23 protein-coding genes are annotated in these 21,091 nt (G+C 72.7%); 13 read left to right on the forward strand and 10 right to left on the reverse strand.

Translation table 11 applies throughout. The features are described 5' to 3' along the window. The first annotated feature begins 2 nt into the window (after positions 1–2). The 6 genes from ACH4S9_RS19310 to ACH4S9_RS19335 all read left to right on the forward strand — a co-directional run bounded on the left by ACH4S9_RS19310 (position 3) and on the right by ACH4S9_RS19335 (position 6,027). The gene (locus tag ACH4S9_RS19310) at positions 3–314 is read left to right on the forward strand and encodes an urease subunit beta (RefSeq protein WP_385336551.1); all 312 of its coding nucleotides are present in this window, start codon (positions 3–5) and stop codon (positions 312–314) included. Further along, a complete protein-coding gene (locus ACH4S9_RS19315) occupies positions 307–2,028 on the forward strand; it encodes an urease subunit alpha (protein ID WP_398373205.1) in 1,722 nt (573 codons plus the stop codon). Before ACH4S9_RS19310 ends, ACH4S9_RS19315 begins: the two co-directional genes overlap by 8 nt. A gap of 15 nt (positions 2,029–2,043) precedes the next feature. Further along, positions 2,044–2,742, forward strand: coding sequence for an urease accessory protein UreF (locus ACH4S9_RS19320; protein ID WP_398373207.1), 699 nt, complete (start codon positions 2,044–2,046; stop codon positions 2,740–2,742). A 53-nt stretch (positions 2,743–2,795) separates the two neighbouring features. Beyond that, entirely contained in the window at positions 2,796–3,503 is a 708-nt protein-coding gene (gene ureG, locus ACH4S9_RS19325; RefSeq protein ID WP_311730594.1) for an urease accessory protein UreG, read from the forward strand. Then, entirely contained in the window at positions 3,500–4,321 is an 822-nt protein-coding gene (locus tag ACH4S9_RS19330) for an urease accessory protein UreD (RefSeq protein ID WP_398373210.1), read from the forward strand. The genes ureG and ACH4S9_RS19330 overlap by 4 nt, the downstream gene beginning before the upstream one ends. Before the next feature lie 128 nt (positions 4,322–4,449). Continuing rightward, on the forward strand, positions 4,450–6,027 hold the full coding sequence (locus tag ACH4S9_RS19335; protein ID WP_385337214.1) for an alpha/beta hydrolase: 1,578 nt from the start codon (positions 4,450–4,452) through the stop codon (positions 6,025–6,027). A gap of 70 nt (positions 6,028–6,097) precedes the next feature. Here ACH4S9_RS19335 and ACH4S9_RS19340 read toward each other — a convergent pair whose 3' ends face one another. Continuing rightward, positions 6,098–7,165 carry an NAD-dependent epimerase/dehydratase family protein gene (locus ACH4S9_RS19340; protein WP_398373212.1) on the reverse strand — a complete coding sequence of 356 codons (1,068 nt, stop codon included), beginning with the start codon at positions 7,163–7,165 and terminating at the stop codon, positions 6,098–6,100. Positions 7,166–7,461: 296 nt separating this feature from the next. On the opposite strand from ACH4S9_RS19340, the gene ACH4S9_RS19345 reads away from it, so the two are divergent. From ACH4S9_RS19345 to ACH4S9_RS19365, 5 genes are read left to right on the forward strand one after another with little or no spacing between them, the layout of a single operon-like run. Then, a complete protein-coding gene (locus ACH4S9_RS19345; RefSeq protein WP_398373214.1) occupies positions 7,462–8,967 on the forward strand; it encodes an ATP-binding protein in 1,506 nt (501 codons plus the stop codon). A 25-nt stretch (positions 8,968–8,992) separates the two neighbouring features. After that, on the forward strand, positions 8,993–9,379 hold the full coding sequence (locus ACH4S9_RS19350) for a roadblock/LC7 domain-containing protein (RefSeq protein ID WP_311730652.1): 387 nt from the start codon (positions 8,993–8,995) through the stop codon (positions 9,377–9,379). Beyond that, on the forward strand, positions 9,376–9,735 hold the full coding sequence (locus tag ACH4S9_RS19355) for a DUF742 domain-containing protein (RefSeq protein ID WP_311730598.1): 360 nt from the start codon (positions 9,376–9,378) through the stop codon (positions 9,733–9,735). The genes ACH4S9_RS19350 and ACH4S9_RS19355 overlap by 4 nt, the downstream gene beginning before the upstream one ends. Further along, positions 9,716–10,339 (forward strand): ATP/GTP-binding protein, encoded by a 624-nt coding sequence (locus ACH4S9_RS19360; RefSeq protein ID WP_385336564.1) that lies wholly within the window; start codon positions 9,716–9,718, stop codon positions 10,337–10,339. The genes ACH4S9_RS19355 and ACH4S9_RS19360 overlap by 20 nt, the downstream gene beginning before the upstream one ends. Beyond that, positions 10,336–11,880, forward strand: a complete 1,545-nt coding sequence (locus tag ACH4S9_RS19365) for a cytochrome P450 (RefSeq protein ID WP_398373217.1) — start codon at positions 10,336–10,338, stop codon at positions 11,878–11,880. The genes ACH4S9_RS19360 and ACH4S9_RS19365 overlap by 4 nt, the downstream gene beginning before the upstream one ends. Here ACH4S9_RS19365 and ACH4S9_RS19370 read toward each other — a convergent pair. The 5 genes from ACH4S9_RS19370 to ACH4S9_RS19390 form a co-directional block, all read right to left on the reverse strand. Then, positions 11,849–12,004: a hypothetical protein gene (locus tag ACH4S9_RS19370; protein WP_311730601.1), complete on the reverse strand. Its 156-nt coding sequence runs from the start codon at positions 12,002–12,004 to the stop codon at positions 11,849–11,851. The genes ACH4S9_RS19365 and ACH4S9_RS19370 overlap by 32 nt on opposite strands. A 259-nt stretch (positions 12,005–12,263) precedes the next feature. Continuing rightward, positions 12,264–13,214 carry a cytochrome c oxidase assembly protein gene (locus ACH4S9_RS19375; RefSeq protein ID WP_358846209.1) on the reverse strand — a complete coding sequence of 317 codons (951 nt, stop codon included), beginning with the start codon at positions 13,212–13,214 and terminating at the stop codon, positions 12,264–12,266. Positions 13,215–13,292: 78 nt separating this feature from the next. Next, positions 13,293–14,318: a 6-phosphofructokinase gene (locus tag ACH4S9_RS19380; protein WP_311730603.1), complete on the reverse strand. Its 1,026-nt coding sequence runs from the start codon at positions 14,316–14,318 to the stop codon at positions 13,293–13,295. A gap of 152 nt (positions 14,319–14,470) precedes the next feature. Then, positions 14,471–15,202 carry a glutamine amidotransferase gene (locus tag ACH4S9_RS19385; RefSeq protein ID WP_311730604.1) on the reverse strand — a complete coding sequence of 244 codons (732 nt, stop codon included), beginning with the start codon at positions 15,200–15,202 and terminating at the stop codon, positions 14,471–14,473. Between the two features lie 37 nt (positions 15,203–15,239). Next, a complete protein-coding gene (locus ACH4S9_RS19390) occupies positions 15,240–16,478 on the reverse strand; it encodes a MurT ligase domain-containing protein (protein ID WP_311730605.1) in 1,239 nt (412 codons plus the stop codon). A 211-nt stretch (positions 16,479–16,689) separates the two neighbouring features. On the opposite strand from ACH4S9_RS19390, the gene def reads away from it, so the two are divergent. Further along, positions 16,690–17,238: a peptide deformylase gene (gene def, locus ACH4S9_RS19395; protein ID WP_385336579.1), complete on the forward strand. Its 549-nt coding sequence runs from the start codon at positions 16,690–16,692 to the stop codon at positions 17,236–17,238. A 20-nt stretch (positions 17,239–17,258) separates the two neighbouring features. Here def and ACH4S9_RS19400 read toward each other — a convergent pair whose 3' ends face one another. Continuing rightward, positions 17,259–17,909, reverse strand: a complete 651-nt coding sequence (locus tag ACH4S9_RS19400; protein ID WP_311730607.1) for a TetR family transcriptional regulator — start codon at positions 17,907–17,909, stop codon at positions 17,259–17,261. 153 nt (positions 17,910–18,062) lie between these two features. On the opposite strand from ACH4S9_RS19400, the gene ACH4S9_RS19405 reads away from it, so the two are divergent. Then, the gene (locus tag ACH4S9_RS19405; RefSeq protein WP_311730608.1) at positions 18,063–19,289 is read left to right on the forward strand and encodes an acyl-CoA dehydrogenase family protein; all 1,227 of its coding nucleotides are present in this window, start codon (positions 18,063–18,065) and stop codon (positions 19,287–19,289) included. A gap of 18 nt (positions 19,290–19,307) precedes the next feature. Here the strand turns inward: ACH4S9_RS19405 and ACH4S9_RS19410 are convergent, their stop codons facing one another. From ACH4S9_RS19410 to ACH4S9_RS19420, 3 genes are all read right to left on the reverse strand, one after another. Further along, positions 19,308–20,123, reverse strand: coding sequence for an SAM-dependent methyltransferase (locus ACH4S9_RS19410; protein ID WP_398373222.1), 816 nt, complete (start codon positions 20,121–20,123; stop codon positions 19,308–19,310). Continuing rightward, positions 20,120–20,683, reverse strand: a complete 564-nt coding sequence (locus ACH4S9_RS19415) for a hypothetical protein (protein WP_398373224.1) — start codon at positions 20,681–20,683, stop codon at positions 20,120–20,122. The genes ACH4S9_RS19410 and ACH4S9_RS19415 overlap by 4 nt, the downstream gene beginning before the upstream one ends. A 168-nt stretch (positions 20,684–20,851) precedes the next feature. Further along, positions 20,852–21,091, reverse strand: coding sequence for a DUF397 domain-containing protein (locus ACH4S9_RS19420; protein WP_311730611.1), 240 nt, complete (start codon positions 21,089–21,091; stop codon positions 20,852–20,854).

A 21,091-nucleotide genomic window follows, 5' to 3' on the forward strand; every position in this document is an offset into this window, starting at 1 on the left:
CCGTGACCCCCGGAGAGATCCTGCACGCGGACGAGCCGATCGGCCTCAACGAGGGCCGTCCCGTCACCCGCCTCACCGTGCTCAACGCCGCCGACCGGCCCGTCCAGGTCGGCTCCCACTACCACTTCGCCGAGGCGAACCCCGGCCTCGACTTCGACCGCGCCGCCGCCCATGGCAAGCGCCTGCACATCGCCGCGGGCACCGCCGCGCGCTTCGAGCCCGGCATCCCCGTCGAGGTCGAGCTGGTCCCGATCGCGGGCGCGCGCGTCGTACCCGGGCTGCGCGGGGAAACCGGAGGTTCCCTCGATGGCTGAACTCAACCGCGCCGCGTACACGGACCTCTTCGGGCCGACCGCCGGCGACCGTATACGACTCGCCGACACCGACCTGCTCATCGAGATCGAGGAGGACCGCGCGGGCGGCCCCGGCCGCGCCGGGGACGAGGCGGTCTTCGGTGGCGGCAAGGTGATCCGCGAGTCCATGGGCCAGTCCCGCGCCACGCGCGCCGAAGGGACCCCCGACACCGTGATCACCGGCGCCGTGATCCTGGACCACTGGGGGATCGTCAAGGCCGACATCGGCCTGCGCGACGGCCGGATCACCGGCATCGGCAAGGCGGGCAACCCGGACACCATGGACGGCGTCCACCCCGACCTCGTGATCGGGCCGGAGACCGAGGTCATCGCGGGCAACGGCAGGATCCTCACCGCCGGGGCCATCGACGCCCATGTCCACTTCATCTCCCCGACCATCGCCGACGAGGCGCTGGCGGCGGGCATCACCACCCTGGTCGGCGGCGGCACCGGACCCGCCGAGGGCACCAAGGCGACCACCATCACCCCGGGCCCCTGGCACCTTGCCCGGATGTTCGAGGCGCTGGAGGCCTACCCGGTCAACATCGGGCTGCTCGGCAAGGGCAACACCGTCTCCCGCGAGGCGATGTACTCCCAACTGCGCGGCGGGGCCCTCGGGTTCAAAATCCATGAGGACTGGGGCGCCACCCCCGCCGCCATCGACGCCTGCCTGGGCGTGTGCGAGGAGAGCGGCGCCCAGCTCGCCATCCACACCGACACGCTCAACGAGGCGGGCTTCGTCGGCGACACCCTCGCCGCCATCGCCGGGCGCTCCATCCACGCGTACCACACCGAGGGCGCGGGCGGCGGGCACGCGCCGGACATCATCACCGTGGTGTCCCAGCCCAACGTGCTGCCCAGCTCCACCAACCCGACCCGCCCGCACACCGTCAACACCGTCGAGGAACACCTCGACATGCTGATGGTCTGCCACCACCTCAACCCCGCCGTCCCCGAGGACCTCGCCTTCGCCGAGTCCCGCATCAGGCCCAGCACCATCGCGGCCGAGGACATACTCCACGACCTCGGCGCCATCTCGATCATCTCCTCCGACTCCCAGGCCATGGGGCGGGTCGGCGAAGTCGTGCTGCGCACCTGGCAGACCGCGCACGTCATGAAGCGCCGGCGCGGCGCCCTGCCCGGCGACGGCCGCGCCGACAACCACCGGGCGCGCCGCTACGTCGCCAAATACACCATCAACCCGGCCGTCGCCCAGGGCCTGGACCACGAGATCGGGTCCGTGGAGACCGGGAAGCTCGCCGATCTGGTGCTGTGGGACCCGGCGTTCTTCGGCGTCAAGCCGCAGCTGGTCATCAAGGGCGGACAGATCGCGTACGCGCAGATGGGCGACGCCAACGCCTCCATCCCCACGCCCCAGCCGGTCCTGCCGCGCCCCATGTTCGGCGCGATCGGCCGCGCCCCGGCCACCAACTCGCTCAACTTCGTCACGCGGACCGCGCTCGACGACGGCCTCGTGGAGCGGCTCGGGCTCGGCAAGCGGTTCGTCCCGATCCGCAGCACACGCGGCGTCACCAAGGCCGACATGCGGGAGAACGACGCCCGCCCGCGCGTCGAGGTCGACCCGGACACCTTCACGGTGACCATCGACGGCGAGCCGGTCGAACCGGCCCCGGCCGCGGAACTGCCCATGGCGCAGCGCTACTTCCTCTTCTGAGCGGACGTGGCGACCATGACCGTGCCCCTGTCCGCGGCCACCGCCCGGGCGGCCCTGCTCGTCCTCGCCGACGGCCGGTTCCCCGCCGGGGGCCACGCGCACTCCGGGGGCGCCGAGGCCGCCGTCAAGGCGGGCCGGATCCGGGACGCGGCCACCCTGGAGGAGTTCTGCCGGGGCCGGCTGCACACCGCCGGGCTCACGGCGGCCGGGCTCGCCGCCGCGGCCGCCGCCGGGCTCGACCCGCTCGCGCTCGACGAGGCCGCCGACGCCCGCACCCCGGCCCCCGCCCTGCGCGCCACCGCGCGGCGGCTCGGCAGACAGATGATGCGCGCCGCCCGGGCCACCTGGCCAGGACCGGAGCTCGACGCCCTGGCCGCGGCCCGCCCGCGCGGCGCCCACCAGCCGGTCGTCCTCGGCCTGGCCGCCCGCGCCGCCGGGGCGAGCCCGCTGGACGCCGCGCACATCGCCGCGTACGAGTCGGTCAGCGGGCCCGCGACCGCCGTCGTACGGCTGCTGAGCCTCAACCCCTTCGATGCCACTGCCGTGCTCGCCCGCCTCGTCCCCGAGCTCGACCAGGTGGCGGCGCGCGCCGCCGAGGCGGCCCGGCGGGCCCTCGACGAGGGCCCGGACGCGCTGCCCGCCGCCTCCGCGCCCCTGCTGGACATCACCGCCGAGGCGCACGCGGCCTGGCCCGTACGCCTCTTCGCCTCCTGAGCGCCGTAGCCCGCTCGACCCCATCCCGCACCCCCCAGCCATCCGGAGCCGTCATGCATCTCGACGACCACCTCGACCACGCCGGCGCCTACCCCCAGCGCCACACCCACAGCGCCGCCGACCCCCGCCGCCCCGACGGCACCCGGCGCGCCCTGCGCATCGGCCTGGGCGGCCCCGTGGGCTCCGGGAAGACCGCGACCGTCGCCGCGCTGTGCCGCGCGCTGCGCGACGAACTGTCCATCGCCGTGGTCACCAACGACATCTACACCCGCGAGGACGCCGAGTTCCTGCTGCGCGAGGCCGTGCTGCCCGCGACGCGCATCACGGCGGTGGAGACCGGCGCCTGCCCGCACACCGCCATCCGCGACGACATCTCCGCCAACCTCGAGGCGGTCGAGGACCTCGAGGACGCGCTCGGCGGCCTGGACATCGTGTTCATCGAGTCCGGCGGCGACAACCTCACCGCGACCTTCTCCAAGGGCCTGGCCGACGCGCAGATCTTCGTCATCGACGTGGCGGGCGGCGACGACATCCCGCGCAAGGGCGGCCCCGGCGTGACCACCGCCGACCTCCTGGTCGTCAACAAGACCGACCTCGCGCCGTACGTCGGCTCCGACCTGGAGCGCATGGCCCATGACGCCCGGGCCCAGCGCGGCGACCTGCCCGTCGCCTTCACCTCCCTGGTCGCCGAGAACGGCGTCAAGCCGGTCGCCGACTGGGTGCGCGAGCGGCTGACCGCCTGGACGGCGGCCCCGGCGTGACGGCACCGGCCGTACCGGCTGTACCGGCTACGGGAACCGGCGTACGAGCCACCGCCCGCGTCGTCGCCGAGGCGGACGGGCGGGGCGGAACCGCGCTGCCCGTGCTCGCCGGGGACGGCCCGCTTGCGCTGCGGCGGACACGGCCGGGTGCGGCCGGCGGGGCCGGCGGCGGCGCGGGTGCGGCGCGGGTGACCGTGGTGGGGGCGATGAGCGCCCCGCTCGGCGGCGACCGGCTCGCCCTGGATGTGACGGCCGGGCCCGGCGCCCGGCTCTGGATGGGCGCGGCGGCCGCCACCATCGCCCTGCCCGGCCGGTCGGCCGAACCCGCCCACTACGACGTACGGCTCACCGTCGGCGACGGCGCGACGCTGTGCTGGCTCCCCGAACCGCTCATCTCAGCGCGCGGCAGCGATCTGCGGATGACCTGCCGCGTCGAGCTGGCCCCCACCGCCCGGCTGCTGCTCCGCGAGGAGCAGGTGCTCGGCCGGGCCGGGGAGCCGCCGGGACGGCTGACGGCCCGTCTGACGGTGCGCCGCGCCGGACGGGCCCTGCTGGACCAGGAGCTCGGCTACGGGCCGGGGAGGCCCGGCTGGGACGGCGGCGCGGTCCTCGGCGGGCACCGGGCCACCGGCCAACTCCTGCTCGTCGACCCGGCCTTCGAGGACCGGCCCGTGCCCGTCAGGCAGCTGGGCGAGACGGCGGTCCTCACCCCGCTCGCGGGCCCCGCCGCTCTGGTCACCGCGGTGGCGCCGGACGCGCTGCGGCTGCGCCGGCTGCTCGACGAGGTGACCGCCGATGGCCGCATGTTCACGAATTGACAAAGAAATCCCGGTTCGCGCTGTACCCAGCGGTGAGTCAGGCGCGAGGATCCTTCTGACAATCTGTGATCATCGCCGCAGGGGCGGCGCGACATGGCAGGGGGAGTAGCTACGTGAGACGTACAGCAATGCTCGGCACGGCCGGCGGTGTGCTCACCGGGGCGCTGATAGCGGGCGCCCTGGCCACGCCGATGGCCAGCGCCAAGGCGCGTACGCCGGGGGGAGCGGCGGAGGCGCGCGGTGTGGCGATCGCCGCGGCCAGGGCCGCCGAGGCGGGCGTCGACTGGAAGGACTGCCCGGCCGACTGGAGCCTGGAGAAGCCCATCCAGTGCGGCTATGTGACGGTTCCGCTCGACTACGCCAAGCCGGGCGGCCGCACCATCAAGCTCGCCGTGGACCGGATCGGCAGCACCGGGAGCGCCACCGAGCGCCAGGGCGCGCTGCTCTACAACCCGGGCGGGCCCGGCGGCTCGGGCCTGAAGTTCCCGCGCCGGGTCACCACCGAGAACCCGCTGTGGAAGAAGGCCTCGAAGGCCTACGACTTCGTGGGCTTCGACCCGCGTGGAGTCGGCCACTCCGCCGCCATCTCCTGCGTCGACCCGCAGGAGTTCGTCAAGGCGCCGAAGGCGGACCCGGTGCCGGACAGCGAGGCGGACAAGCGCGCGCAGCGCAAGCTGGCCAAGGAGTACGCGCAGGGGTGCGCGGAGCGCAGCGGCTGGATGCTGCCGTACATGACGACGCCCAACACCGCCCGTGACATCGACGTCATCCGGGCCGCGCTCGGCGAGAAGAAGCTCAACTACCTCGGCGTGTCCTACGGCACCTACATCGGCGGCGTGTACGCCACGCTCTTCCCGACCCATGTGCGCCGCATGATCGTCGACAGCGTGGTCAACCCGTCGCGGGAGAAGATCTGGTACCAGGCCAACCTGGACCAGGACGTCGCCTTCGAGATGCGCTGGAAGGACTGGACGGCGTGGGTCGCCAAGAACGACGCGACCTACCACATCGGGGACACCCCGCAGAAGGTCCAGAAGCAGTGGGAGACGCTGCGCGCGGCCGCCAAGAAGCACCCGATCGGCGGGGTCGTCGGCCCGGCCGAGCTGGTGGGCTTCTTCCAGAGCGCGCCGTACTACGACTCGTCGTGGGCCCCGACCGCCGCGGTGTGGAGCGCCTATCTCGCCGGTGACGAGAAGCAGCTGGTCGAGGCCGCGGGCCCGGATCTGTCCGACACCGCGGGCAACATCTCCTCGGAGAACGGCAACGCCGTCTACACGGCGGTGGAGTGCGCGGACGCCAAGTGGCCGACCAGCTGGCGCACCTGGGACCGGGACAACACCCGGCTGCACAAGGACTACCCATTCATGACCTGGGCGAACGCCTGGATGAACCTGCCGTGCAGCACCTGGGGCGCCCGGCAGCAGACCCCGATTGAGGTCGGCGCGGACAAGGGTCTGCCCCCGACGCTCATCGTGCAGAGCACCCGCGACGCCGCCACCCCGTACGAGGGCGCCGTCGAGCTGCACAAGCGGCTGAAGGGGTCGCGCCTGATCACCGAGAAGGACGCCGGCTCGCACGGGGTCACCGGTCTGGTCAACGCGTGCATCAACGACCGGGTGGACACCTATCTGCTGAAGGGCACGGTGGACGCCCAGGACGTGACGTGCGGCCCGCACGCCACGCCCGTACCGGCCGCCGCCAAGTAGCCGGAGCCACACCGGGCCGGGCCCCGCTCCGGGGGTGCGAGACGCACCCCCTGGGCGGGGCCCGGTGCCGTCAGCGCCCGGAGCCGGCGGCGGACCCGCGCTCGGCCAGCCACGCGTCCTCCGCGGCGTAGTCGAAGAGGTCGAAGGACCCATAGGCCTTGGCCAGGAGCGGGAACGCCTCCCGCCAGTCCCGGCCGCCCGCCAGCCGGCGGGCCGTCCACTCCACCGTCTCCGGGAGCGATTCGGCGTAACCGGTCGCCGCCCGGTAGCCCAGCTCGCGCTCCGCCGCCGACATGTCCATCACCACCGGCCGGGCCGTGCTCCAGGGGGTCTGCCCAAGACCCGGGCGCGGCGGCTCGCCGTCGAACGTGATCAGCTCGCTGGTGGCGCCCATCGCCGCGTCCACCGCGGCCGCGATCTCGGCGACCGTCGGCGCCTGCGGATCGCCCGCGTTGAGCGCCCGGGAGCCGGGCCTGCGGGCGGCCAGCCGCACCAGCTCGGCCAGGTTGTCCACGTGCACCGGGTGGAACCGGCTGGCGCCCCCGTGGGCGAGGATCCGCACCGGCCGTCCGTCGAGCACCCGCTTGACGAAGTACGTCTCGCGGGGCAGGGGGCTGTGCGGGCCGTGGATCGCCCCGGCGCGCAGCAGCGTGGTCGGCAGCCGGTCCCCGGCGGCCAGCAACTCCCGCTCCAGCGCGACCTTGGCGGTGCTGTACGTGTCGTCGCCCGGCGCGACGGTCGGCTGCGACTCGGGAATCGGCACCGGGTAGTCCGGGACGCCGTCCGGCTCGGCCTGGGTGTCGAAGCCGCGGCCTCGGTCGTCCTGGTACACCGCGACGCTGGAGATCACCACCGCCGAGCCGATCCGGTCCGCGAGGCCGAGCAACTGCCGGGCGTGGCGCGACCCGTAGGCCACGCAGTCCAGCAGCACATCGCAGCCGTCCCCGAGCGCCGCCGCCAGCGCGGCGTCGTCCTCCCGGTCCACGGTCACGGCCCGCACCTCCTCGGGCCATCGCTCGTCGCGGCCACCGCCGCGCGAGGCGGCCCGCACCCGCCATCCCTCGGCGGCGAGCGCCCGTACGGCCGCCCGCCCGATCTGTCCCGTCGCCCCGATCACGAATGCGTCTCCGATGGTCATACGCGGACGCTACGTGCTCTCCGGGGCACCGCCCAGCCGCGTTCACCCTGCGCGGATCAGCTCTGGGCGCAACGGCCGTGCGTTCCGGAAAATTTCGAGAACGCAATGAAAATGAAAGAACGCGATCGGTTCTTGGGCTATTTCAATTCGTACTTCAGTGCATTGCCGAGAAAAACGCATATTCGTCTCGGTCGTCGGCGAAAGCGCTATGCTCCTTGGCTCATAGCGAACTCTCCCTGGCTCATTACGAGCCCTTCGCGCTTATTCTCTCCCCGCAGTTCTCAAGAAGGACGCCCATGGTTTTTGCTGGCTCGTCACCCGGAGGCCGGCGGCCCGCCTCCGCGCTCGTATGGCTGATCCCTCCCGCCGCCACGGCGCTCTGCGCGGCGCTGGCCGTGACCCGCGTGCCCACCGGGGCGCGGGCGGCGGCCGTCTGGTGCGGCCTGGCGGCGACGCTGGCGGTGGCCGTGGTGGCGGGCGAGGCGGTGCGCCGCGGGCGCGCCACCGCGACCCTGCGCCTGCGGGCCGCGGAGCGTGAGGCCGCGCTGCGGCAGCGCCTGGTCGACCAGGAGGCGGAGACCAGACGGCTGGCCAAGGAACTGCTCCCCGCGGCCGTGGCCCGGCTCAGGGCCGGCGCCGAACCCGTCGACGTGATGAAGGACATCGACCACTCGCCGTGCCTCGACCCGGACTTCGAGTCCGCGCACCGCTCGGTCCTGGCAGCGATGCTGTACACCGTGCGGGCCGAGGAGGACCTCAGGGACGCCGCCCAGCGGGCCTTCGTCAACATCGCCCGCCGCGTCCAGGCCATCACCAACCAACAGGCCTACGACATGCGGGAGATGGAGGACAAGCACGGCGCCGACCCCGAGGTGTACGCCGATCTGCTCCACCTCGACCACGGCAACGCGCTGATCGGCCGCATGGCGGACAGCATCGCGGTGCTCGGCGGCTCCCGCCCGGGCCGCCAGTGGCGTAGCCCGATCCCGCTGTACAACGTCTGCCGCGGCGCCATCTCGCGGATCCTGGAGTACCGGCGGGTCGATCTGCACTCGGTGGCGGACGTCGGCATCGTCGGCCCCAGCGTCGAGCCGCTGATCCACGCCATGGCCGAACTGCTGGACAACGCCACCCGCTACTCACCGCCGAAGACCCGGGTGCATCTCACCGCGGTCGAGGTCCAGTCCGGGATCGCCATCGAGATCGAGGACGCCGGGGTGGGCCTGACGGAGGAGGCCCGCCGCCGCACCGACCTGGTGCTGGCCCACGCGGCGGCCGGACTCGACCTCAACGACCTGGGCGAGACGCCGCGTCTGGGGCTCGCGGTGGTCGGCCGGCTCGCCCACAAGTACCGCTTCCAGTTCTCGATGCGCCCCTCCGCGTACGGCGGCGTCCGCGCGGTCCTGGTCGTACCGCAGGACATCACCTGCACCACCCCCGCGCCCGGCGGCATGATCGCCCTCGCCGCCAAGCTGCCCCCGCCCAAGCCGGTGCGGCGGCCCACGCCCACCCCGGCCCCGGCGCGCACCGGCCCGGTCCCCGCCGGCCGCGGCCCCGCGATGCAGAACACGGCCGGACTGCCGCAGCGGCGCCGCCGGATGCCCCAGGTGACCCGGCCCGCCCGGGCCCGGGCCGAGAGCGGCGCCGGGCCCGGCGCCCCGGCCGAGCCGGCCGTGGAGCCGGGACTGTGGCTGGGCCCTTTCTTCCAGGGCGTTTCCGGTGCGGCCGAGAACACCGAATCCGGCCGTCCGCACCGTGATGAATCGTCGAACACCTCGTATGAGTCGGATAAGGGTGAATAGGCAAGTGACGCAACCGCGGTACAACATGGACTGGATGCTCCGGGACCTGGCGACCAGCGTTCCGCAGACCCGCCACGTGGTGCTCCTCTCCTCGGACGGCCTGTGCATGGCGCAGATCGGCGCCGACGAGGAAACCGCCGACCGGCTGGCCGCCGCCTGCGCGGGGCTCCAGAGCCTCTCGGGGGCGATCGCCGCCGAATTCCCCGAGGGCGACGGGCGGATGAAACTCGTCGCCATCGAGGTCGACGGCGGGTTCTTCTATCTGATGGCGGCCGGCGTCGGGGCGTATCTGGCGGTGCTGGCCGAGGACAGCGTGGACGCCGGGCTCATGGGCCAGTGCATGAGAAGCCTGGTGGCCCGGCTCGGCGAACACCTCAGCAGCCCGCCGCGCGTCGACGGGCGGACGGCATGAGCGAACCGCGGGAGCGCCTCGCCGAAGGCGCCCCCGAGCGGCTGTACACCCTCGCCGACAGCCGGGCGCGCCGCACCCCGCGGGCCGACGTGGAACTGGTCACCCTGATCGTGGCGCGGGCCGAGACGGAGCCGGGGACACGCCCCGAGTGCGCGGCCGTCCTGAGAATGTGCCAGTTCCCGCTGTCCGTGGCCGAGATCTCCGCGTATCTGGCCCTGCCCGTATCCGGCGTCACCGAGGTGCTCGCGGAGCTGCTCGCGGAGGACCAGGTGGAGACCCGGGCGCCGGTCCCCGCCGCCGAACTGCCCGACCCCGCACTCCTCCAGGCGGTGATGCATGGACTACAGAAGCTCTGAGGCGGTCGCTGGACCGCGCGCCGAGGACGTCCTGCCGTCCTCGGTGAACGCTGCGGTCAAGGTGGTGATCGTCGGTGGGTTCGGCGTCGGCAAGACGACCATGGTCGGCTCGGTGAGCGAGATCCGTCCGCTGACCACCGAGGAGACCATGACCCAGGCCGGGGTCGGCGTGGACGACCTCGCCGGGGTCGAGCGCAAGACCGAGACCACCGTGGCGATGGACTTCGGCCGGATCAGCCTCAACGACCAGCTGGTGCTCTATCTGTTCGGCACGCCCGGCCAGGAGCGCTTCTGGTTCCTGTGGGACGGCCTGTTCGAGGGCGCCCTGGGGGCCGTGGTGCTCATCGACACCCGGCGGCTGGAGGTCAGCTTCGACGTGGTCGGCCGGCTGGAGGAGCGCTCGGTGCCCTTCGTCGTCGCCGTCAACGCCTTCCCCGAGGCCCCCGCCTACCCCGTCGCGGAGCTGCGCGCAGCGATGGACCTGCCCGAATCCGTACCCATGATCGACTGCGACGCCCGGGACCGCGGGTCCAGCCGTGACGCCCTGCTGACCCTCGTGCGCTATCTGCACTCCCTGATCACCGTGACCCCGGAGACCCCGTGACCCCTCCACCCGAGCACCCGGGCACCGACCACCTCGGCACCGGGCAGGTGGCCATGCCTCCCCCCGAATGCCCCGCCCACGCCGCCGTTCACGCCGCCGCCCCCGCCTCCGCCCTGGCGGACCTCTTCGGACCCGGCCACGAAGCCGACCCCAAGGGCTTCTACGAGCGGCTGCGCGCCGAACACGGCGCGGTCGCCCCCGTCCGGGTCGCCGGCGACCTGCCCGCGTGGCTGCTCCTGGGCTACCGGGAGAACCTGGAAGTGGCCCGCACCCCCTCCCGCTTCTCCCGCGACTCCCGCCACTGGGGCGACTGGCGGGAGGGCCGGGTCGCCCCCGACTCGCCGCTGCTGCCGGTGGTCGGCTGGCAGCCCATGTGCACCTTCGCCGACGGCGCCGAGCACGAGCGGCTGCGCACCGCGCTCACCGAGAGCATGGACCGCGTCGACCGGCGCGGGATGCGCCGCCATGTCACCCGGTTCACCAACCAGTTGGTCGAGAAGTTCGCCACCGACGGACACGCCGACCTGGTGACCGAATTCGCCGAGCAGCTGCCCATGCTGGTGCTCACCCAGCTGCTCGGCATGCCCGACGAGGACGGTCCGCGCCTGGTCGAGGCCAGCCGGGACCTGATGAAGGGCACGGAGACGGCCATCAGCAGCAACGAGTACGTCATCCGGACCCTCGAGAACCTGGTGGCCCGCAAGCGCGCCGAGCCCGGTCAGGACCTGGCCTCCTGGCTGTTGAGCCACCCTTCCGGGCTGACGGGGGAGGAGATCGTCCAGCATCTGCGGCTGGTGCTGCTCACCGGCAATGAGACCACCACCAACCTGATAGCCAACACGCTGCTGACGGTGCTGACCGACCCGCGCTTCCGCGCCTCCCTGGCCGGCGGTCAGATGACCCTGCCGGACGCCATCGAGCATGTGCTGTGGAACGAACCGCCGCTCGCCGTGATCCCCGGCCGCTGGGCGACCGGCGACACGGAGCTCGCCGGGCGGCAGATCAAGGCCGGGGACATGCTGCTGCTCGGCCTGGCCGCCGGAAACATCGACCCCGCCATCCGCCCCGAGATCGGCGCGCCCATGTACGGCAACCGCTCCCATCTCGCCTTCAGCGGCGGGCCACACGAATGCCCCGGCCAGGACATCGGCCGTGCCATCACCGACACCGGCATCGACGCCCTGCTGCTGCGCCTGCCCGATCTGCGGCCGGCAGTCCTGGAGACCGAGCTGCGCTGGACCGTCTCGTGGGTCTCCCGCCGCCTCGTGTCGCTGCCCGCCGAGTTCACCCCGCGGCAGGGCGACTCGGACACGGTGGAGACCGAGACGGGCTTGTTGGCACCGGACTTCCTGGCCCGCTATATGGCCCTGCCGGACCGGGCGGAACCGGCCGACCCGGCGGACCCGGCGGAGTTGTCGACCACGCCGGCGCCGCCGCGGGCGGCCGTCGCCGAGCCCGGAAAGCGGCCGTTCCGGGCCCGGTCCTGGTGGCGGTCCCTGTGGCGCGGGCTCAGGCCCGGGCCACCAGCACCCCCACGGTGAGCAGGCCGAGCACCACCCAGCCGAACCAGAGCCATCCATTGCTGCCCAGGGCCACCGAGTACGCGGTCACCACGACCAGGCCCCCCACCGTGCACGCTGTCATCGCCTTCGCAGATCCGGGCATCCCCGCAACCTCCTCAGCCTCAACGGCCCAGGAGGACATCGTCGTACGGACGCCGCCCCCGCCGCTAGACATCGTCCGGCGGCGGGGGCGGCGGGGTGCTCGGTTTGGCCGAAACGGTCAGGTCCTGTCTCCCTGATCTCTGTGACGGTGACATCAGCGGCTCCGCCGCGGGGGCCCGCGGCGTCAGGGGGCACCGCCCAGCGGTAGCTGGGGGCGCGTGCCAGGCGTCGCGGGCCCGCAGAGATCGGGGAGACAGGGCCTAACGGCCGCGGCCCTGAAGCGAGGCCAGATAGGCGTTGTACGCGGCGAGCTCCTGGTCGCCGTCCCGGTCCGCCGTACGGTCCGCGCGCCGCGCCTGGCGCTGGTCCGACTTGTACCACTGGGCGAGCAGCGCGACCAGGACGATCACCGAGGGGATCTCACTGAAGGCCCAGGCGATCCCGCCCGCCGCCGTCTGGTCGGACAGTGCGTCGATGCCCAGCGAGGCGGGCGGGTGCTCGTAGGTGCCGACCATGGGCTCGCTCGCCATCATCAGGGCGATCCCGAAGAACGCGTGGAACGGCATGCCCGCGAAGAGCTCCAGCATCCGCATCACATAGCCGGGCCGGTGCGGGCCCGGGTCCACACCCATGATCGGCCAGAAGAAGAACAGGCCGACCAGCAGGAAGTGGGTCATCATCGCGATGTGTCCGAGCTTGCTCTCCATGAGGAAGTCGAAGAGCGGGGTGAAGTAGAGCCCGTACAGGCTCGCGATGAACATCGGGATCGTGAACGCCGGGTGGCTGACGATCCGCACATAGCGGCTGTGCAACAGTGCCACCAGCAGCTCCCGGGGCCCCTTGCGGCCACGCCCGGCCGTCGGCAGGGCGCGCAGGGTCAGCGTCACCGGGGCGCCGAGCAGCAGCAGGATCGGCGAGACCATGCTGACGACCATGTGCTGGACCATGTGCACGCTGAACATGACCATGCCGTAGTCATTGAGCTTGGTGCACATCACCAGCGCGATGGTGAGGACCCCGAGCGCGAACGACGCCGTCCGGCTCACCGGCCAGCGGTCGCCGCGCCGCGCCAGCCGCGCCACGCCCCAGCCGTACAGGGCGAGCGCCACCACACAGCCGATCAGGAAGAACGCGTCCCCGCCGAACTCCAGCCCGCGCGCCAGCGTGAACGGCGGCAGATCCATGGGCATGCCGTGCCCGCCGTGATCCATGTGTTGTTCTCCTGGTAGTAACGCGACATTGCGACGCGCCCCCGCCAAGCGCCTCGCACCAGGGTAGAACCGCTCAGCTCACAGGACGCACTCGGCCTCGGCGTACCGCTCGGCGGGCACCGTCTTGAGGTGCTCCACGGCCTGGGCGAGGGGCACCAGCGTGATGTCCGTGCCGCGCAGCGCCGTCATGCTCCCGAAGGCGCCGCGGTGCACGGCCTCCACGGCGTGCCAGCCGAACCGGGTGGCCAGCACCCGGTCGTACGCCGTCGGCGTGCCGCCCCGCTGCACATGGCCGAGAATCACCGCCCGCGCCTCCTTCTCCAGGCGCCGTTCCAGCTCGACGGAGAGCTGCCGGGCCACCCCGGCGAACCGCTCATGGCCGTAGACGTCCGTGCCGCCCGCCTCGAAGGCCATGGTGCCCTCGCGCGGCTTCGCGCCCTCCGCCACGACCACGATCGCGAACTTCTTGCCCGCCTCGAAGCGCGCCCCGACCACCTTGGTCAGCTCGTCGATGTCGAACGGGCGCTCCGGCACCACGATCGCGTGGGCGCCCGCGGCCATCCCGGAGTGCAGCGCGATCCAGCCGGTGTGCCGCCCCATGACCTCGACGATCAGCACCCGCTGGTGCGACTCGGCGGTGGTCTTCAGCCGGTCCAGGGCCTCGGTGGCCACGCCGACCGCCGTGTCGAAGCCGAAGGTCACATCGGTGGACGCGATGTCGTTGTCGATCGTCTTGGGGACGCCGACGATGGGCAGCCCCGCGTCCGACAGCAGCCGGGCCGCCTTGAGCGTGCCCTCCCCGCCGATCGGGATGATCGCGTCCAGGCCGAGCTCGGCGACGTGCCCCTTGGCGCGCTCCACGCCGTCGCGCAGCCGCGTGGGCTGGACCCGGGTGGACCCCAGGATGGTGCCGCCGAGCGCCAGGATGCCGCCCACGGCGTCGAGGTCGAGCTTGCGGTAGTCGCCCTCAAGCAGGCCCTTCCAACCGTCGTGGAAGCCGATCACCTCATCGCCGTGGTCGACGACGGCGCGGTGTACGACGGACCTGATCACAGCGTTCAGGCCGGGGCAGTCGCCGCCGGACGTGAGCACACCAATGCGCATGGCCCTGATACCTCTGCAATGTGGGCTGACGGCCGGACCGCGTCGTCCGGCGGGACCCCGCCACCCTACAAGCGCGGGGGCGGCGGGGCCGTGGTGTGTCCGCCATGCGGGCGGACGGTGCGGACCGGGCGGGCCGAAGGGGCCCGGGCCGGTTACGCGGAGGCCTGGGTGGCCGCCGTGATCCGCTCGTTGCGCAGCGCGTCGTACCACTGGTCGTTCACCGGCGGCAGCGCGTTCACATCCAGCGCCAGCTTGAGCAGCAGGTCCGCGATGTGCGGGTTGCGGGCCATGACCGGGCCGTGCATGTAGGTGCCGAAGACGGTGTCGTTGTACGCGCCCTCGGTGCCGTCGCCCGTGCCGTTGCCGTTCCCGAACCGCACGCGCGCGAAGGGGCGCGCGGTCGGGCCCAGGTGGGTCACGCCCTGGTGGTTCTCGAAGCCGGTCAGCGGCGGCAGCCCCAGCCGGTCGTCGATGTCGGCCAGGACGTCGCCGACGCAGCGCTCGCCCTCGCCCCGGGTGCTCACCACATCGAGCAGCCCCAGGCCCGGCTCGCGCTGTCCGAGGTCGTTGATGAACTCGTGCCCCAGGATCTGGTAGCCCGCGCACACCGAGAACACGATGGCCCCGTTGGAGACCGCGCGGTTCAGCCCGCCGTCCCGGCGCAGCCGCTCGGACGCCAGCCGCTGCGGCCGGTCCTCGCCGCCACCGATCAGATAGATGTCACCGGAGGTGGGGATCTGCTGGTCGGAGCGGACGTCGAGGCGGGAGACATCCAGTCCGCGCTGGCGCGCCCGGCGCTCCACGACGAGCGCATTCCCCTGGTCGCCGTACGTGCTCAGCAGGTCCGGGTAGACCCACACGAGCCGCAGGCTGTTCTGGTTCATCCGTCGCATTTTGATTGCCCTTTTTGCTCGTACGGCCTCAGTTGCCCACGCGGCGGCGCAGGTCCTGGAACGCGGTGTAGTTGGCGATCGCCTCGATCCGGCCGGGCGGGGCGATCTGCAAGGCCTCGTCCACGGTCTCGCAGACCCGGAAGTCCAGGCCCGCGACCTCCAGCCGCACCGCGAGGTCCAGCTTGCGGTCGCCGATCACGCAGATCGGGTGCCCGGCGAGCCGGGTGTAGTCCACGTCCCACAGCCAGGAGGTGTCCGTGCCGTCCGCGCCCCGGGCGTTCACCGACAGCAGCACCGGGGTGGGCGGCGGGTCGATGAGGGAGAAGGTCTCCAGCCAGCCCGCCGGGTTCTTGGCCAGCAGCAGCCGCAGCTGGCGCTCCTGGAAGGTGACCACGTCGTACCGCCCGGCGACCGCCTGGACCTGGTACATCCGCTCCAGCGCCACCTGCGGCGGCACCCCGAAGGTCGCCGCGACGGCCGCCGAGGTGGCGGCGTTCGCCTTGTTGGCGCGGCCGGGGAGCTGGAGGTGGATCGGCCAGGCCGAGCCGTGCGGGTCCATCACGTAGTCGCCGTTGAGCGCCCAGGTGGGGACGGGGCGGCGGAAGCCGCAGTCGCCGCAGACCCAGTCGTCGCCGGGGCGCTGAAGCACACCGCCGCACGAGGGGCAGGACCAGGCGTCGTCCTTCCACTCCTGGCCGGCCGCGACCCAGACCACATTGGGCGAGGAGGAGGCGGCCCAGACGATCAGTGGGTCGTCCGCGTTCGCGATCACCACGGCCTTGGAGCCGGAGAGGCCCTCTCGCCACTTCTCCGCGAGCATGCGCGTCTCGGCGGCCCGGTCGAGCTGGTCGCGCGAGAGGTTGAGCAGCGCGATCGCCTTCGGCTCCGTGTCGCGTGCCACCCCGGCCAGGTACTTCTCGTCGACCTCGATCACGCCGTAACGGGCGTCGGAGCCGCCGGCGAGTGCCGAGGTGATACCGGCGGGCATGTTCGCCCCGAGCGCGTTGGAGACAACGGGCCCCGCCGCCCGCAGCGCCTCGGCGATGAGCCGGGTGGTCGTGGTCTTGCCATTGGTCGCCGACACCAGGATCACGTCCAGGTGTCGCGCCAGCCTGCCCAGCAGCTCGGGGTCGAGCCGCAGGGCCACCTTGCCGCCGATCACCGATCCGCTGCCGCGGCCCGCCGCCCGCGACACCGCTGCCGCGGCCTTGCCCGCCGTCACGGCCAGCTTGGCCCGCGGCGACAGCGGCTCCGAGTTGCCTGCCATCGTCTTCGTCCTCCTCGCATACCGGCGCCGCTCCTGCCCCCTGAGGCGCCGGTGGTACGCCCCCTCCGCGCCGAATCGCCAGCCGGGAGGCCACGGTCGGGGATCAGCCTATCGAGATCCGGGCGCTGTCCCGAACCTCACCCGCACAACCTAGACCCTGCCTCCCCGATTCCCGCGGGCCCGCGACGCCTGGCACGTAGGCTTTGCTGCCATGCGAAACGGCGCGATCCCCGGCAGTCGGGGACTGGTGCGGACGATGCGGCTGCTCGGCGATCCGGTGCTGGCCACGCCCTGCGAGGAGGTCACCGCGTTCGACGCGGCCCTCGGGCGGCTGGTCGAGGACATGTACGCGACGATGTACGCGGCGCAGGGCGTCGGTCTCGCCGCGAACCAGGTCGGCGTGGGCCTGCGGGTGTTCGTCTACGACTGCCCGGACGACGAGGACCGCCGTCACCTGGGGCATGTGGTCAATCCGCGGCTGGTCGAGGCCGATGGGGTGACGGTGCGGGGGACGGAGGGCTGTCTCTCGCTGCCCGGCATCGAGGCGGGCACCCCGCGCCACGACCACGCGGTCGTGGAGGGGGTGACCGTGGCCGGGAAGCCGGTGCGGGTGGAGGGCACGGGCTTCTTCGCGCGCTGTCTCCAGCACGAGTGCGACCACCTCGACGGGCGCCTGTTCACCGACCGGCTCACCGGCCTGCGCCGCCGCCGCGCCCTGCGCGCGGCCCAGCGCGCGCCGTGGTCCGCGGACACGGCCTGAGGCCCGGTCCCCGGGTCCGCTCAGGTGCGCGGTGCGCCGATGCGGTCGTCCACCATGGTGAGCCGCCCCCACAGCAGATCGGTGAGGTGCCGCACCAACTCGGCGCGGGTGCAGGGCCGCTCGCGCAGCCACCAGTCGCCCGCCGCGTGCATCATGCCGACGATCCCGTGTCCCCAGACGCGGGCCACGCGCGTGCCGTCGGGGCCGAGGTCGAGCTGTTCGGTGATCACCTTGGCCAGTTCCTCGCCGAGGCGGCGCAGCACCGGGGCCGAGTGGCGGCCGATGTCGAAGCCCTGCTCCGCCTGGGGGGCGTCCTCGGCGGGGTGCATCAGGAAGCGGTAGACCTGGGGCCGCGCCTCGATCGCCGCGAGGTACGTGTCCAGCGTGGCCTCGACGCGCTCCCGGCGGTCGTTGGGGGCGTCGAGCGCGGCGCGCAGCGAGGCGAGGAGCGCGTCGGTGTGGCGCTTGGCGAGGGCGCGATAGAGCCCGCCCTTGTCGCCGAAGTGGCGGTACAGGATGGGCTTGGTGATGCCCGCCTCCGCGGCGATCGCGTTCATCGAGGCGTCCGGCCCGTCCCGCAGCACCACCCGGTCCGCCGCCTCCAGCAGCTCCTTGCGCCGCCGCTGGGCCGCCTGCTGCTGATCGTCACGCTGGCTGGTGCCGGTGTCCATGAAGTCGCCTCCCGCCCCCTGGTCGTTCTTTACGCCTGCGAAACGTAACACTCCGGGCTGGCGCGGGGGGATGGATCTGCCGTGGGAGTTGACATCGTCTACTCGCGAGTAACAGACTCTTGTTACCGACGGTAATGGTGAGGTGGAGGGGTAATGCCGGAATTCTCGTTCGAGCTCGACGACGACCAGAAGGCGGTGCGCGACTGGATTCACGGATTTGCGGTCGATGTGATGCGCCCGGCCGCGGCGGAATGGGACGAGCGGGAGGAGACCCCCTGGCCGATCATCCAGGAGGCCGCGAAGATCGGGCTGTACTCACTGGACTTCTACGCCCAGCAGTACTTCGACCCCACCGGCCTCGGCATCCCGATGACCATGGAGGAGCTGTTCTGGGGCGACGCGGGCATCGCGCTCGCCATCGTCGGCACCTCCCTGGCCGCCGTCGCCGTCCTCGCCAACGGCACCGAGGAGCAGATCGGCACCTGGATCCCGCCCATGTACGGCGACGCGAACGACGTGAAGGTCGCCGCGTTCTGCTCCTCCGAACCGGACGCCGGATCGGACGTCGCCGCGATGCGCACCCGGGCCGTCTACGACGAGGCCAAGGACGAGTGGGTCATCAACGGCACCAAGACCTGGGTCACCAACGGCGGCATCGCGGGCGTCCACGTCGTGATCGCCTCCGTCGACCCGGAGCTGGGTGCCCGCGGCCACGCGTCCTTCGTGGTGCCCCCGGGCACCCCCGGCCTCTCCCAGGGGCAGAAGTTCAAGAAGCACGGCATCCGCGCCTCGCACACCGCCGAGGTGGTCCTGGACGGCGTCCGCGTCCCCGGCCACTGTCTGCTCGGCGGCAAGGAGAAGCTCGACGAGCGCCTCGCCCGCGCCCGCGAGCGGGCCCGCGCCGGCACCGAGCGCGGCAGGAACGCCGCCATGGCGACCTTCGAGGCCTCCCGCCCGGCCGTCGGCGCCCAGGCGGTCGGCGTGGCCCGCGCGGCGTACGAGGTGGCGCTCGACTACGCGAAGAACCGGGTGCAGTTCGGCCGGCCCATCATCGACAACCAGGGCATCGCCTTCCAGCTCTCCGACATGCGCACCCGGATCGACGCGGCGCGCCTGCTGGTGTGGCGCGCCTCCTGGATGGCCACCGCGGGCAAGCCCTTCACCGCCGCCGAGGGGTCGATGTCCAAGCTCTTCGCCGGGGAGACGGCGAAGGCGGTGACGGCCCAGGCGGTGCAGATCCTCGGGGGCAACGGATTCACCCGTGAGTACCCGGTGGAGCGGATGCACCGCGATGCGGCGATCTTCACGATCTTCGAGGGTACGAGCGAGATCCAGCGCCTGGTCATCGCCCGCACCCTGTCCGGCATGCAGATCCGCTGACGGGGAGCGGCGGGGGCGTCAGAGTTTGCGGGCGACGCCCCCGTAGACGTCGGTCTTCTCGACGGGCGCGTCGGGGGGCTCGGGGCGCCACAGGGGGCAGGACGCGATGCCGGGCTCGATCAGCTCAAGACCGTCGTAGAAGCGCGCGACCTGCTCGGGGCTGCGCAGCACGTACGGCACCGCGCCGGTGTCGTCGTAGCCCTGCTGGGCCTGCTTGAGCGCCTGGTCCGTGTCCGTGCTGTCGTAGTGCACGAAGTAGCTGCCCGGCGGAAGCGCCTCCTGGAGCCGCCGCACGATCGCCCGGGCCTCGTCGTAGTCCTGGATGTGGCCCAGGATGCCCATGAGCATCAGCGCGACGGGGCGGCTGAAGTCCAGCGTCTTGGTCGCGGCCTGAAGGATCTTCTCGGGGTCGTGCAGATCGGCGTCGATGTAGTCGGTGACGCCCTCGGGGGTGCTGGTGAGCAGGGCCTGGGCGTGCCGGAGCACCAGGGGGTCGTTGTCGACATAGACGATGCGGGCCTCGGGGGCGATCCGCTGGGCGACCTGGTGGGTGTTGTCGTACGTGGGCAGCCCGGTGCCGATGTCCAGGAACTGGCGGATCCCGGCCTCTCCGGCCACATGCGTCACCGTGCGGATCAGATACGCCCGGGACGCGCGGGCCATGACCTCGATGGTGGGCGCGACCTCGCGGTACTGGTCGCCGGCCACCCGGTCGACCTCGTAGTTGTCCTTGCCGCCCATCCAGTAGTTCCAGATCCGGGCCGAGTGCGGAACCGAGGTATCGATCTTGCCTGAGGCCGGCTGCTGGTGGGGGGTGGACGAGCCGTGAGTCATCTAGGGATTCTCCTGCCCTGCGTGAGGCCGTGCGCGGAGTTCCAACTTACCGCCGAGGCAAGGGACTTCGCCGCGCCGGGGCGCACGGTGAGCACCGGGGCGTGCTGGGCGAGGGTGGCGAAGGCGCGCTCGTAGGCGGCCGCCACGGCCTCGGTCTCCGCCGCGGCCGCCGTCGCGTCCCGCCCGCCGGGCCGCCCCGCGAGCGCGGGTGGCGGGGCCGTCAGATGCAGAAACGCGCCGCCGCGCTCGGCCACCGCCTCGGCGAAGTCGAAGGCCTCGATCCAGGTCACCCGGGAGTGTCCCCGGCGCAGCGGCCCGTAGACCAACTCGCCGACGAACCTGGAGTCCAGGGCGAGCCGCCCGCCGCGCCGCAGCAGCTCGCGGTACGGGCGCGCCGGGTCGAGCGCGGGCAGCTCGCGGGGCGGGCGCTCGACGGTGAACCCGTGGCGGTGGGCCAGCCAGGTCAGCAGCCCGGCGCGGGCGGCGCCGCCACAGCCCTCCACGATCAGGACGCGGCGCCGCACCGCCTCGTGGAAGTCCATCCGCGCCACCCCGGTCATGCCGACATCCCGGTCAACCCGCCGTTCCGTTCGTTGATCCCGCACGGGGCATTCAGTGTGCGCGGCCCGGTCGTCCGGGGGGAGTCCGGGGCCGGGTTGTGCGGTTGTGCGGGCGTAGTGGTTGCCGGGACGGCTTGCGGGGTGGTTTCCGTGGGTGTCGGGGGCCGGTCAGGCGATCAGGAAGTCCGCCCGGCCGGCCTTCGCGGCCTCCAGGAACGAGGCCACCTCGGCCCGGGAGTAGATCAGGGCGGGGCCGGCCGGGTCCGTGGACTGGCGGAGCGCGACCCGGCCGTCCGGCAGCTTCTTGGCCTCGATGCAGGTGCCTCCGTTGGTTCCGCTCCAGGGCTTCTCCCAGCCCTCCGTGCCGAGGTCCAAGGCCGGCATTCCGCTGTAGACCGGGTCCGTCAT

It is taken from the genome of Streptomyces sp. NPDC021225 (genome assembly GCF_044332865.1).
In the GTDB taxonomy this organism is placed as follows: Bacteria; Actinomycetota; Actinomycetes; order Streptomycetales; family Streptomycetaceae; genus Streptomyces.